At 36.9% G+C, this 12,734-nt stretch carries 13 protein-coding genes; 1 reads left to right on the forward strand and 12 read right to left on the reverse strand.

What is annotated here, in order from left to right; translation table 11 throughout:
• Positions 1 to 222 precede the first annotated feature (222 nt).
• The 9 genes from LB467_RS03025 to LB467_RS03065 form a co-directional block, all read right to left on the reverse strand.
• A complete protein-coding gene (locus LB467_RS03025) occupies positions 223 to 489 on the reverse strand; it encodes a hypothetical protein (protein ID WP_224472542.1) in 267 nt (88 codons plus the stop codon).
• Between the two features lie 158 nt (positions 490 to 647).
• Positions 648 to 1,487 (reverse strand): nuclear transport factor 2 family protein, encoded by an 840-nt coding sequence (locus tag LB467_RS03030; RefSeq protein ID WP_224472543.1) that lies wholly within the window; start codon positions 1,485 to 1,487, stop codon positions 648 to 650.
• Between the two features lie 52 nt (positions 1,488 to 1,539).
• Complete coding sequence (locus tag LB467_RS03035; protein ID WP_224472544.1) at positions 1,540 to 1,944, reverse strand: RidA family protein; 405 nt, start codon at positions 1,942 to 1,944, stop codon at positions 1,540 to 1,542.
• Between the two features lie 153 nt (positions 1,945 to 2,097).
• A complete protein-coding gene (locus LB467_RS03040) occupies positions 2,098 to 2,880 on the reverse strand; it encodes a hypothetical protein (RefSeq protein ID WP_224472545.1) in 783 nt (260 codons plus the stop codon).
• 34 nt (positions 2,881 to 2,914) lie between these two features.
• Positions 2,915 to 3,856 (reverse strand): NAD-dependent epimerase/dehydratase family protein, encoded by a 942-nt coding sequence (locus LB467_RS03045; RefSeq protein ID WP_317196336.1) that lies wholly within the window; start codon positions 3,854 to 3,856, stop codon positions 2,915 to 2,917.
• Positions 3,857 to 3,893: 37 nt separating this feature from the next.
• Complete coding sequence (locus tag LB467_RS03050; protein WP_224472546.1) at positions 3,894 to 4,418, reverse strand: nuclear transport factor 2 family protein; 525 nt, start codon at positions 4,416 to 4,418, stop codon at positions 3,894 to 3,896.
• Positions 4,419 to 4,434: 16 nt separating this feature from the next.
• Positions 4,435 to 4,854, reverse strand: a complete 420-nt coding sequence (locus tag LB467_RS03055) for a hypothetical protein (RefSeq protein ID WP_224472547.1) — start codon at positions 4,852 to 4,854, stop codon at positions 4,435 to 4,437.
• Between the two features lie 3 nt (positions 4,855 to 4,857).
• On the reverse strand, positions 4,858 to 5,634 hold the full coding sequence (locus LB467_RS03060) for a hypothetical protein (RefSeq protein WP_224472548.1): 777 nt from the start codon (positions 5,632 to 5,634) through the stop codon (positions 4,858 to 4,860).
• A 118-nt stretch (positions 5,635 to 5,752) separates the two neighbouring features.
• Positions 5,753 to 6,499: a LytR/AlgR family response regulator transcription factor gene (locus LB467_RS03065; RefSeq protein ID WP_224472549.1), complete on the reverse strand. Its 747-nt coding sequence runs from the start codon at positions 6,497 to 6,499 to the stop codon at positions 5,753 to 5,755.
• Positions 6,500 to 7,120: 621 nt separating this feature from the next.
• Between LB467_RS03065 and LB467_RS03070 the strand changes: the two genes are divergently transcribed.
• Positions 7,121 to 7,999, forward strand: coding sequence for a DMT family transporter (locus LB467_RS03070; RefSeq protein WP_224472550.1), 879 nt, complete (start codon positions 7,121 to 7,123; stop codon positions 7,997 to 7,999).
• A 96-nt stretch (positions 8,000 to 8,095) separates the two neighbouring features.
• Here LB467_RS03070 and arsB read toward each other — a convergent pair whose 3' ends face one another.
• The 3 genes from arsB to LB467_RS03085 form a co-directional block, all read right to left on the reverse strand.
• Positions 8,096 to 9,124 carry an ACR3 family arsenite efflux transporter gene (gene arsB, locus LB467_RS03075; RefSeq protein ID WP_224472551.1) on the reverse strand — a complete coding sequence of 343 codons (1,029 nt, stop codon included), beginning with the start codon at positions 9,122 to 9,124 and terminating at the stop codon, positions 8,096 to 8,098.
• 331 nt (positions 9,125 to 9,455) lie between these two features.
• A complete protein-coding gene (locus LB467_RS03080) occupies positions 9,456 to 11,273 on the reverse strand; it encodes a DEAD/DEAH box helicase family protein (RefSeq protein ID WP_224472552.1) in 1,818 nt (605 codons plus the stop codon).
• A gap of 1,043 nt (positions 11,274 to 12,316) precedes the next feature.
• Positions 12,317 to 12,724, reverse strand: a complete 408-nt coding sequence (locus LB467_RS03085; protein WP_224472553.1) for a response regulator — start codon at positions 12,722 to 12,724, stop codon at positions 12,317 to 12,319.
• Positions 12,725 to 12,734 lie beyond the last annotated feature (10 nt).

Below are 12,734 nucleotides of genomic sequence, written 5' to 3' on the forward strand. Positions count from 1 at the left end.
ATAGCACCCACCTAATTTAGGGGTTTAATTCTACTCTACCCGGGATATCCCTTCTTATAGTTTTAAGTCAATGACAATCTTACCAAAGCATGTTTTGAAGAATCAACGGTTCGGAACTAATAGGGTGTTATTAACCAAAAGTATCACTCGATTTTTTGGTGACCACAGACTGCCAAAAGCACTAATCATCCATCTTAAAAAATGCTTTTTTGACGAACTATGCTATAAATCAACCTGTCGCGACATGGTAATGGGTTCTATTACCGTGTGCGAATCTTTTATCTCTTGATTTTTAGGATCGTTGATGATGGTTCCAAGCAATTCCAGATCGGTTACTTCTGCAACGATAACCACCGAATTTGGATCATCTGTATCCTGAAATGTTTTAAATTCTGAGACAGCCGGGGCAAATATTTTTTTCCGATCCTCATGGCCCTTGAGCCAGGTATTAATATCCCCAACTTTGTGTCTAACTACAATTGTTTCCATTGTTTTCCCTATTTAATTTTATTGCCTACTCTGGCCGGTTTTCGGCTTTCCCCGTTTTTTAGTTCATTAAATTTTGTTTTTTAGTACATTGTTGTTAATGCTGGTTCCTGGTTCTTGCAGTCAAGCGGTCTCTCATCTTTTCCCAGACAACAATGAAATTATTGACTAGAAGCATCGGCAAGTTGTTTTGTATCCACATATTGCTGAAATGCCACCACTTTTCCATCTTTTAACGTCCAAAGGTGCGCGGCCTGTACATTATAAGTTTTGCCAGTTTCTTTGACTTTAGCATCATAGCGCAAGGTGGCTAATACTTGATTGTTGCTCATTTCATGTAGCTTGATGTCTTCGAGTTTGAAATATTCGTGTTCTGCTCCAACCCTCTCGAAAATACCTTTTAAAACGGCATCCGGACCTATATAAGGATTACCATCGGCATAAGCATTGCCTTCGGCTTCGTTCCAAACAATTTCAGGATCCATTCCGGCAAGAACTGTTGGAATATCCCCTGCGGAAAAGGCTTTGTAGATACCATTTACAATACCACTATTGTTCGTGGTTTCAGGATACCGATAGCTTTTATAAATTTTCCATTGGCCATTTACATTTTTCAGGGTGTTCACAAATGTGCCTTTTTGTACCATTTGTGGTTCGTCAATTTTGGTAAAGACAAAAGAGCCACTCACAAACATATAATCCTTATTCAAGGCTTGTTCTTCTATAGTTTTTAGAGTGATATTGTACTTCCCGTTATCGAATGTGGCTTTGTATTGCTCTTTAACATTATTAAGTCCGGCTACCATACTGCCATCCGAATTCCGAATGGAAACATCATCAGTATATAAAGCGTTTAAATTACCAAGATCACCTGTATTTATAGTTTTGATATAGAGTTGATGCAATTGATCAACCGCTGCACTTTGAGCATTTGTTTGCAAGGAGAATATTGAAACAAATAGTACGATCCCAATGCTGTAAATAATTTTTCGACTGTTCATGATTTCTAAAATTTTTTGTTTGTCTTTTTGAATTTTCAGTGTATAATTTTGCCTAATATATTTTATGCGTTTCCAACTCTATTTCAATCAGAAACTCGGGTAGCGCCAATTCTTTTACGCCCAGCCAGGATCCGGTGGGAAAATGATTTTTATAAATCTCGTTTCTATAACCTGCCACTTCCAAAAACTTCGGCATGTTAGTAGTGAACACATTTTCGACCACAACATCATCAAAGGTGCAACCGTAGTGCTTAAGTACTTTTTCCAAATCGGAATAGCAGTTTTTCATTTGCTGTTCAAAATCGCCCACAGCGGTTGGGTTACCTTCATCGTCCATACTCACTGCACCGGAGATTTTTATGCTATTTCCAATTTTTACGGCGTGCGAATACCCATAAGTTTTTTCTACTTCCGGGCGAAGTAAAAAATATTCAGCTTTTTGGTTTGACTTTTTCATAATTAAAAATTTCACTGAATAATCTATTCTTTCATTTCTATTGGAATAAGCTGAATCGGTTTGCTAATATTTAAGTTACCACAAAACGTGGTTTTTCAAAGTTGGTTATCCCGCTTGCAGTTTGGAAAAGGTTTTGCAATAACTTCTTATTATTTAACGCACCTTTCTTATGAGCGTAGCCATATATTTATATTTCAGATCCCTGGATGTTAGACCTTCCTGTATTTTTTGAATTTGGTCTTCAGAAAAGTTCGGTCCGGCTTCAGCCCATCCACTAAATAACTGGTTGTAATCCTTATACATATCCACAGCTATATGTGAAGCGTAAACATCACTTCCAACCGGTAGGATATATCTCATTAGACTCCAATTTCCCCTTACTCCCGCATCAATCTCTTTTTGATGCATAGGTTGGAAAATTTCTGTTTCAAATTTTTCATATTTCTCAGAATCTCCATCTGTTGCTTTCATTAAATTAATTCCGGCAATTGTACCTAAAGGCATCTCAAAATCATCTTCAGTGGCAGCTATTTGTTCAAGAAATATCCGCACTGCCAGATCTCTTGATTTTGCAGTGTTATTAAATTTTTCATAGCGATCATCTTCGGACATGTCCGGGTAAGCTGCTTCTAAAGCTGCCTCAAAATTCCCGGCCCCACTCATCATTTTTACGGAGTCATTATAAAGATTTACCGTTAGGTATTGGAATCCCTGGTTTTCACCGCCAGGCTGTAAACTCCACAGGTCCCATCCTAAAATATCTCCATTTTTAACGCGTTCTTCATGAATTTTTTCCCAAAATACTTCCGTTTCCATATAGGCTTGTTCCTGCTCATTGTCCACTTTCATAAACTCGAAAATTAAATAAAGTTTGTCCTGGGCAATACCAGTATTCCCTACCAGCATTATTGCGATTAGAATTAATAAACTTTTCATAATTGATAGATTTTAAATTAGTTGCTGTTTTATTTTAGCTTGAATAGTTACTTAATGTTTCTCTTACAGGCCTGAATTGAATGCCCAGATCCATTCTTGCGAGATCGTTTTTATAGACGATTAGCGCTTTTTCTTTGGGTTCCAGGTGATTCAGCATTTGGTGAATATCCCATACTTTGTAGGTTTCACTGGTGAGGAGGTAATCCTTGCCGTGCAAACCCTTTTTCGTTGCCACACTGAATGTAGCAGTTGCCACATCTTCGACATCTACTACTGCAAACGGAACATTATTATCATAGAGGGTTTGAATAAAATCATCGGGAGCTATTTTATTTTTTATAAGAAACTGTATGCCGGTAGAGGTGGAGTCTTCCCTGGTGGATAAAGATTTTCCCATCACCATCACAGGAGAAACTGAACAAATTTCAAATGGAAGTTCAGGATTATTTTCAATGAATTCCTCCACTACCTGATTGGCAATAAATTTAGCTTGTGCATAGGGATGGCTTTCCTCACTGCTAAATCTAATGTCCTTTTCATCAAAAGTATCGGTAAAGCTTTTACCTTCTGCGGGCATAGGAAAATTGGTGTTCCAGGCCGCTACCGAAGCGATAAAAACTACTTTCTCAAGGTGTGGGGATTCACATATGGCTTCAAGGAAATTTTTAGTTCCTTTTATAGTAGGATCAAAAAGTTCCGCTTGCGGGTCTTTTACATTCAGTTGAAACGGGGTACCACTGTGAATAACAATATCACAGTCTTTTATAAAATCTTTTAAAGCATCTAAATTCTCTAGTCTGAATGCCCGTATGTGGAGGTTTTCTGAATTTTTAAGATCAAAAAGATGCTGATACTTCTCGCTTTTATTAATATCTGTAACCGAGACTTTCACGTTGTAGCCTTCTTCCAAAAATTTCCTGGTTATGTAGCTTCCAATAAACCCTGAGCCACCAATAATTCCAACTGTCTTCATCATCTTATCATTTTGAATTATAAATTTCTGTGGCAGAAATTTAATTCCGGTTGCTTTTTTCTAAGGAATCTGATTCATCATTCTGGTCCTTTTGGATATCCTGAATTATTTTCGAAACATCCCAGTAACCGGCTTCACGAACTATTTTTCCGTTTACAAAATGAGCAGTTATATGCGTGGGGATTTTATACTCTTTATTATTGGCTTTAAAAGTTCCCTGCCAAAGGCCCCAGAAGTTCACCCAGGTCTCTCCCTTATCATTTACAACCATCTCATATTCAGATTCAGTTTCCACAAAATCCCAACTGGAAAACTGAGTTGCATCTTCTTTGTTTTGGGCCAGGAATTGCGACAGGTTCTGCGCATCTTTTTCCTCTACATTGTTCATTATTTTAGCGGAATCTGCATAATGTGCAACCATAGTTTCCCAATCCCGTTCCTCATAAGCTTCCAAAACCTTCTTGTAAGTGTCTATTTCTGCCGATTGTTGCGTATAACGTTTGTCCTGTGAGTTATAGACTATGAATATGGCTATTGCAAGTCCAAATGATACTAAAGCTTTCATAAGTTTTGTTTTTTGGTTATTCTAAGAAATGGACTATTTTACCATCCTTTAAAGACCAGTAATGCTTAAACTGGGTAGAGATAAATTCACATTCTGTAGATTGACGCCCGTTTACTGTTCCTGTAACTAATACCTTATCATCCTCAGGTATCTTGAAATTGAGATTCTTAAAAAGAATATTTTCCCATTCATTTTTCATTATCGCATTAAAGGAAATGCTGTACTTGCTATTGATTCCTTTCTTGCTTCCTCCTATTTCATCCCAATTTATTCCATTCGTTAATGCTGAAATCTCATTTGAATTTGCGTTCTTATTTTGTAGAAGGTCATATACCGCTTTTACAACAATTTTATTGTTATTGTTTTGTCCCTGTAAGTAGTTTGAAGAAAGCAATACAGTCAACAAAGTGAATAAACATAGGTGTGAGGTTTTCATTGGTCAATCTTTAAAGTCAGTAGTTGCGGTGTAAGCTAAATCGGGGCGCATACGGCCTGTTTTAGATTCGTATTTATGAACGTACTGCATCATTTCATCAAATACCTTCTCACCTTCTTCTCCAAGAAGTTCATCTGTTTCTGCAGAAGTTTTTGCGTAAGATTGCGCATCTTTTGCTGAAATTACCGCGAGATAATAATCTCCATTACTTCCAAAACCACTGCGGTAGATTCTAAAGTGCTGTTTAGCACCTTTCTTTTCATAAAGGGCTTTAATCTCTTTTATCTTATCTCGAAGGTTGGTAAGATTTTGTGGTGTAACGTGAAAGAAATGCCATTTTCTGTAATCTTCGCCAACGGTATTCGTGGTAAGCCCGTTAGGCATATAAGACAGGCCATCTATTAAATGCACTACATAATCACGGTGGGTATCATAACATTCATTAAAACGATTAAATATGGCTCTGAAGTTTTCTTCTCCCATTTTTTCAGCTAAAGGCGCCAAGGGATTCTTATCAAAATCGGCCATACTATCAATGGGTGAAATGCTCAAATATTTTCCATCATCAATACTCGCTGTAGCCCAGTTGGCATCTTTTAAATTATGCTCTTTGCAGGCAGCGATAAAATCTTTGGAAACGGCTTCATACTCTTTTTGCATAGAAGGTTTTACCTGGTCTTCGTGTACCCAAAAGGCCTGATTGGCATTTTGAGAAAAGAGGTTGGTGGTTTGCAATACTACAATTGCAAAAAGCAAGGCAATAAAATTTAGAGTTTTCATAATTTCCTGATTTTAAATAAATAGGAAACAATTTACTTATGGAAACAACTGAAAACAAGTGGTTTAGGACGAATCGACTAAAATGCTGTCCTAAAGGACATTATTTTTTATCAAAGGCTTAAATGGTTTGCAATCTTTTTAAAAGCTCGGGTCTCATCCCTTTAGACATGGGAATTGCTTTTTTAGCAATAACCACATGCGTTCCCGCGATTTCGTCTATTCTGGAGAGGTTAATAATATAAGATCTATGGATTCTGAAAAAATGTCTTTGGGGCAGTTTTCTGTCCATATCTTTAAGTGTAGTCACCAGTAAATATTCTTTGTCGGTAGAAAATATCCGGCAGTAGTTGCGGTCGGCTTCTATATAACGAATAGCTTTAATATCAACTTTTACCATCGTTTCCTGGTGTCGTATAAAAAGACATTCCTTTAAAACGAAAGTAGAATTTTCAGTTTTATAACCATTGATAGGAGTGGGGATATTACATTTTAACTGATTTATGGTAAGTTCAATACTACGTTGTAAGTCCAGTTTCTTAAATGGTTTGGAAATAAAGGCATAAGGATGGGTTGATTTAGCCCTGTTAAAATTTGCGTCATCGGCATTGGCGGTAAGGTAAATAATAGCCAGATTACTATGAAATTTCTGCATTCTCTGTGCTGTTTCTATTCCATCTAACTCACCTTTAAGCTGAATATCAATTAATACAATATCCGGGAGGTTACTTTTAATATGATTTAAGGCGTCTTCACCTCTTGGAATAATCCCTGAAACTTCGTAGCCCATTTCGGTAAGTTGCAGGGAAATATTTGCCGCAATGATCATTTCGTCCTCAACTATTAATATTTGTATAGGTTGGATCATGGAGCACTTGTATTTAATTCCTCACAAAATTGATATGAGGTAAATATTCTTCGAAACTGAAAAATTATTCCTTCGTTTTTAGAAAAATCCTAAAAACAAAAAGACACAGTATAGGTTAAAAAATTTGGGTTCTTAATGAATTCTGGGGCGGAAATATTAATTAGAAAATTTTCTTCAGTTAGGCCTGATTTGAAAGAATTCTAACTGTCTAATTTAATAAAAAATTCCTTAGTGTTGAATTCGTTTTTAGATTTTAAATTTTGATATACAGTATTTTATATGATTTTGATTTTTTTACTTTAGCAGTAAAAGGAAAGCTGAATTTAAAGGTGTCGTAAAGAAAACAGCCAAGGGCATGGGTGATGCGATCATTTCTGAAAAACCAGAAAGCAACCGTATTTCGCGCTTTCTTTTGTTTTCAGAGAAATTGTAAGAAGAAAATTAAAACTCTTCTGAATCCTCAAATTCATCATGCGGCCAGAAATAATAACTGGTTTTGCATAGATCAATCAGATCAAATATTAGGATTTTAGGATTATAATATTTGATTCTTTCAAGGACTTTTATATTAGTAGCTTCTGAAACATTTTTTATAAGTTAATCAATAGAAAGCCATTCCCTATGAAAAAAAGGACAATCCTATTAATTATTGGCTTTGTTTTGTTGTGGAATTCTGGCTTTATAGGAGCTGAGTACGGACTTCCGTATACAGGACCATTTACGTTAATTTTCTGGAGATACCTTGCCGTGACTGTATTAATGGTTTTATATCTGGTGATAAGAAAAAGGTTTAAATGGGTTGGTTTTAGGGTGGCATCACTGAATATGCTAATTGGTTTTCTGGCGCATGGGGTATGGCTTACCTGTGTTTTACTGGCGCTGGAAAATAAGGTTCCGTCAGGTATTGTGGCGCTCGTGGTAGCCTTGCAACCCTTGGCAACCGGAGCTCTCTCCGGTTATGTAACCAAAGAAGAAACAAATAAATACCAATGGTTCGGATTAGTATTAGGGTTTATAGGTGTGGTAATAACTGTGGCCTTTAGAATAGATTTAAACAGTACTAGCTCAATTTTTGGTTATCTTATTCCATTAGGATCGGTTATAGGAATTACCATAGCTACTTTAATTCAGCGAAAGGTGGAAATAAATAAGGAGAAAGAAAAACTACCCCTCGATCAAACCCTCTTTTATCATAGCCTTGCTACGATGCTGGCTTTAGCTTTGCCCGCTATTTTCTTCGAAAATTTAGCTACGGAATGGGTTCCTGAATTTACTTATGCTATGATCTGGCTGGTTTTGGCAGTTTCCCTCGGAGCTTATATTTTAATGTGGCGATTAATTGAGAGGCTTGACGCTACTAGTGTAGCCAGTTTATTTTACCTGGGGCCACCCGTAACTATGTTCATGGCCTGGTTGGCTTTTGGTGATAAAATTAATATAACGGACGTTGTTGGGGTTGCTATAGTATTCTTTGGAATATTATTAACCCAGAAAAAGTAAATGATCCAAAATTTAAAATGCTAAAAAGAAGAAGACTGCATGGAATAGCAACCTTTTTCTTTGAATTTGTTTCTGGATTATTTTAAAACTTCTAAATCAATACTTTTGCTTATTGGCGTATTTAACCAGGGAGAGCATCACGGGAACTTCAACTAAAACACCAACAACACAAACCAAAGCCGCCGGACTTTCCAAACCAAAGAGACCGATAGCCACCGCAACAGATAGTTCAAAGAAATTACTGGCTCCTATCATAGCGGCTGGCGCACATACCTGGTGTGATAAATTCAGCTTTCTTCCCGAAAACCAGGTCGCAAAGAAGATGAAATACGTCTGGATTATTAGTGGTACTGCTATTAAAAGGATGATAATTGGGTTATTCAGAATATTTTCACCCTGGAAAGCGAAAAGCAGGATCAAAGTAAGCAAAAGAGCGATCACGCTCATGGGCTTGAATTTTGGAAGAAAATCGGATTCAAACCAGTCCCTGCCGTGTTTTTTTATAAGAAGATTACTTGTGAGAATCCCTGCAACCAGCGGCACAACTACGTAGATGAGAATACTTAGGATGAGCGTTTCATAAGGGACAACTACATCTGTAATTCCCAGTAACAATCCAACAATAGGGACATAAGCGAAAAGGATGATAAGGTCATTAACTGAAACCTGCATCAGGGTGTAATTCGGATCCCCGTCTGTAAGATAAGACCAGACAAAAACCATTGCCGTACAAGGCGCGGCACCTAAAATAATCGCTCCGGCGATATATTCTCCCGCAAGGGCAGGATCAATAAATGCTGCAAATATTTTAGTAAAAAAGATCCATGCGAAGAAAGCCATGGTAAAAGGTTTAACAAGCCAATTCATTACTAACGTCAGCAAGATACCCTTGGGCTTTTTTCCCACCTTTTTGATACTTGTGAAATCTACCTGCAACATCATGGGATAGATCATCATCCAGATGAGGATGGCAATAGGGATATTTACCTGGGAGATCTCCCAGGTACTCATGACTTCCATCGCATCTCCGGCGATGTAGCCAATAAAAATACCCCCTGCAATACAAAGGGCAACCCATAAGCTTAGATATTTTTCAAAAAAAGCGATTTCTTTCTTTTCAGACATGATAGTTTAATTTTTGGTGTTTTTTCTTTAGGTAAGAACGAAATGCCGTTCTCTTAGCATTAATGTTTTAAATGTTATATAGCAATATTACGATAAGTAAAAGAATTTTTAGAATAACATCAAAGATTTTTAATGTAAGAAAAGGTGGTATAGATAAATACTTGAAAGTGACAACGAAAAATAAAACCCCATAAATCATTAGATTTAGGGGGTTTGCTGAATTTTGCTATTTATAAAATAGAGTGGGAGGGAACGCCCGAAATTTCATCTTTCCAGTGTTTCTCCATTATTCAGGCCCTGGTTGAAAAAGAGATTAAATATTACGAAAAGTCTAAGTGGAAACCTCGGGCTTTATATTAATCCCGCTTACTAATGCTTTTAATTCTTCCAATTCACAGAGCAGCTGGGTTCTTCCGCTTTTGAAAAAATTGGTTTTCTTTGTGAATAAATCCTCGTAATAGGATATCCCTTCCAAAAGGTTAGTTTTAAATTTTTCCAGTTTTTTCTTCTGTTTAGCATTAGGTTCCTCCACGAATTCTTCAATTTCATTCCTGAAGTATTCCAGGTATATTTTTAGTTCCTTTATAAACATATTAGGACGGTTTGACATTTCCATAACCGATACTTTTCCATAGATATGTTGTACCATTTTTGAAAGAGAAATAACTTTGGAAAAATAGGCCATATTTGGTCCCGGACAGATTGCAACTCCCTGCGCCTGACCCTTTATTCTAATGTCATTTTCAAGAAAAGATGCATTCCCGAGGCCAACACATAAACAGGCTTTTTCTGTTATTTTGTTTTTCTTTTTCTCCAATGCCTGCCTGGAGTGGTTTTCTTTCTGATCTTCCAGTTCTTTAAGTTTTAATTTTTGAAACTTCTTCGAAGCGGAACAAACTCCCTTCTCATCGTATTCTTTACTCAGGGCCAGGAATTTTTTAGGACAGGAACTACCACTTTTGTTTTTAGCAATTCGTTTTAATTTCAAGGCTTCGTTTGTGGTTCCCTTTACGGTGTTAAAGGGTATCCCAAGAGGAGAAATATGGCTTAAATAAAGATCTTCTTCCCTGGCTTTTGCCAGTAACCTACGTGTTTCAGTATCAACCGAAGTAGCTTCCGGAACAAGTAAAAATGGAGTACCCCATCCAACAGAAGAAACCTGGTAATGTTCCAGTAAAAAGTTATGCTCTTCAGAAGTACCCACACCGCCCTGTACCGTGATTTTTAGATCAAAGGGTTTTTCAGGAACAGGTATTTCTTTTTGAATTAAAGCTTTACTCATCAATTCGTGAGCAGATTGAATAAGTTCCTCTTTTTTCTGATTAAATTCCTCCAGGATTGGCCCAAGCAGATACCCATCGGTAGCAAAGGCATGTCCTCCACAGTTCAGCCCGGATTCTATTCGATACTCCGATACCCATAATCCTTTTTTAGCCAGGTAATTTCCCTGGATCGAGGCAGACCTAAAATCACTTACTTTCAGGATAATTTTCTTTTTAAGGTTTCCATTTGTGTCTGGAAAAAAATCTCTAAAATTTTCAAAATAGCTATAAAGCCTGGGGTTTAATCCTGCAGAAAGAACAACTGAAGAAGAAAGTTTTGAATTGGCAAATCCGCGTAGGGCCGCATGGGCATCATTAAATTCTACAGGTAATTGCTCGTTTTTTATGTAATTATCCTTGTCGATCTTAGCCATGATATTTACATCAATACTACCTGGGCTTAGATTTTTCTCTATATACTTATTCAATTTTTCTTCGGAATCCACTCCGTTATTCAGAAAATTTTGAAGACCCTGTTTCATTTCAGAATGATTGGGTAGCATGGAAATGTAATTTTCTAATGCCGTTTTGCTTTCAGAAAGTTCCTTTTTGAAATCCTCAAATTTATCCTGAACAATCTTGTGTACCATGTCTAAATAAGAAGTGATGCGTTCGGCCCGGGAGTCGCGATTGCTTTTTGGAATTTCCCGATAAGGCAAATTGTATTTCTTACTGTAAAAAGCATTCATTTTATCAATAAGCTCGTCGTCAATAATGGAGATCACAGAAGATATTCCATATTTAGCAACCCGAAGAGGACTGTCAATGGTAAAAGCTGTTCCCATCACCGGGATATGAAAACTGTGCACTTGGTTTGTTCTGGTCATGTTGTAAATAGTTTTATTACCGGCAGCCTGCAAAATTTAGCATGCCAGGGCGCCTGTTTAAAATGAGAAGCTAAGCTTCCAATTTGTAAAGAAAAGAGGTTGAAAAGTTCAAAAAAATGACTCGGATCATATTTAGAAAATAAAGTCTAAATTTTTTGAGGTTTAGCTTAATCGTGAACAGCTAATTTCAGTTATGGCAGAAAAGGTTTATACGATCTTTGTTTTAGCTGGATGTTTTTTCGGTAATATTTTTGCTGAATTTCCAATTTGAATTTTCAGCATTATGAGTTGATAAAAAACAGAAGCCTTTTATAGAAACAAAAAAACTTAAAATTAGGAATTAATAATTGGGCTGATGAAGAGGAATGCTTATCCGTTTAAAAACCTAAAAACAGTTTTTGTCACCCTGAGACCCGTGACAAAAATTTACCTAGCGTAGGAATATGACGTTTCGAGCATAGCGAGTTTTAAACTACGTGTGTGAGTGTAGAGAATCAGCAACGTTAAAAATTTTTGAAAGCTTGTCCTGAGTGGAGTTGAAGGGGCCTGGAAAAAATTTAGCTGCTGATTTGGGATTTTTTGTGCCTCCGACGACCAAAAGGGAGAGGAAGGCAGTTGCCAAAAAAACACCTCCACATAGGGCGCCCTTCCTGCCCGTCCGTTTGGTCGGGTTTTGTTTCGTTTTAATTGTATCCAACGAACGGAGTGAGAGGAATACACACAAAAAATGAAAAAGGAAACTTCCATACCAGTTAAGTTTCATTTTGAATTATAAAAACAAGCCTGATTAACAGGATTTTAAAATTACGTCAATGGTAGCGCAGTCGAAGGGTCAAACAAAAGCGTCTCGACTGTGCTCGACGTGACACCTTATTTCAATTTTGCCTTTTGGGTCTCTTAGCGGATATACAATGAAGAGGAAAACAGAAATATGTTAACCAAATAAAGATCCTAATCTAAACTTGTTAAGGGAGAGATATCAAATTCTGATGGGAAAAAGAAAAATACTTATCACTAAAGACCGGTCAGGACTTTAATTATTCCTATTCCATTTTTTTATGACTGAATTGCAGTTCGCCTTCCTTAATGAATTTCTTAAGGCTATTTGGTCCAATAGGTTTATTTAGGAAATCAATTACCAAAGGCGACTCTTTTGCCTTTTCATAATCTTCCCTGAACTTTGATGAGGTAACAACGATAACCGAAACCTTGGCTGAGTAATCCCTTTGCTCCAAAGCTTCCAGAAATTCCCAGCCATTCATTACCGGCATATTTAGGTCTAAAAGAATAAGATAAGTTTCATCGGGCTTGTCTATAAGCTCTTTATCCAGAAAATTAACAGCCTCTAAACCGTTGGAGAATAATTCGGCCTTATAATTAAAGGTTTTTGCGATCCACATCTTTTGCATTATGGCAACCACGGCATCATCTTCAATAATAAGAATTTTCATTTTTTTCATT

Source organism: Salegentibacter tibetensis, assembly GCF_020164485.1.
GTDB classification, from domain to species: domain Bacteria; phylum Bacteroidota; class Bacteroidia; order Flavobacteriales; family Flavobacteriaceae; genus Salegentibacter; species Salegentibacter tibetensis.

What these genes read in the sequence shown, in the direction of transcription:
- LB467_RS03025 (WP_224472542.1), bottom strand. Translation starts at nt 489, where the DNA reads ATGGAAACAATTGTAGTTAGACACAAAGTTGGGGATATTAATACCTGG.
- LB467_RS03030 (WP_224472543.1), bottom strand. Translation starts at nt 1,487, where the DNA reads ATGAACAGTCGAAAAATTATTTACAGCATTGGGATCGTACTATTTGTT.
- LB467_RS03035 (WP_224472544.1), bottom strand. Translation starts at nt 1,944, where the DNA reads ATGAAAAAGTCAAACCAAAAAGCTGAATATTTTTTACTTCGCCCGGAA.
- LB467_RS03040 (WP_224472545.1), bottom strand. Translation starts at nt 2,880, where the DNA reads ATGAAAAGTTTATTAATTCTAATCGCAATAATGCTGGTAGGGAATACT.
- LB467_RS03045 (WP_317196336.1), bottom strand. Translation starts at nt 3,856, where the DNA reads ATGATGAAGACAGTTGGAATTATTGGTGGCTCAGGGTTTATTGGAAGC.
- LB467_RS03050 (WP_224472546.1), bottom strand. Translation starts at nt 4,418, where the DNA reads ATGAAAGCTTTAGTATCATTTGGACTTGCAATAGCCATATTCATAGTC.
- LB467_RS03055 (WP_224472547.1), bottom strand. Translation starts at nt 4,854, where the DNA reads ATGAAAACCTCACACCTATGTTTATTCACTTTGTTGACTGTATTGCTT.
- LB467_RS03060 (WP_224472548.1), bottom strand. Translation starts at nt 5,634, where the DNA reads ATGAAAACTCTAAATTTTATTGCCTTGCTTTTTGCAATTGTAGTATTG.
- LB467_RS03065 (WP_224472549.1), bottom strand. Translation starts at nt 6,499, where the DNA reads ATGATCCAACCTATACAAATATTAATAGTTGAGGACGAAATGATCATT.
- LB467_RS03070 (WP_224472550.1), top strand. Translation starts at nt 7,121, where the DNA reads ATGAAAAAAAGGACAATCCTATTAATTATTGGCTTTGTTTTGTTGTGG.
- arsB (WP_224472551.1), bottom strand. Translation starts at nt 9,124, where the DNA reads ATGTCTGAAAAGAAAGAAATCGCTTTTTTTGAAAAATATCTAAGCTTA.
- LB467_RS03080 (WP_224472552.1), bottom strand. Translation starts at nt 11,273, where the DNA reads ATGACCAGAACAAACCAAGTGCACAGTTTTCATATCCCGGTGATGGGA.
- LB467_RS03085 (WP_224472553.1), bottom strand. Translation starts at nt 12,724, where the DNA reads ATGAAAATTCTTATTATTGAAGATGATGCCGTGGTTGCCATAATGCAA.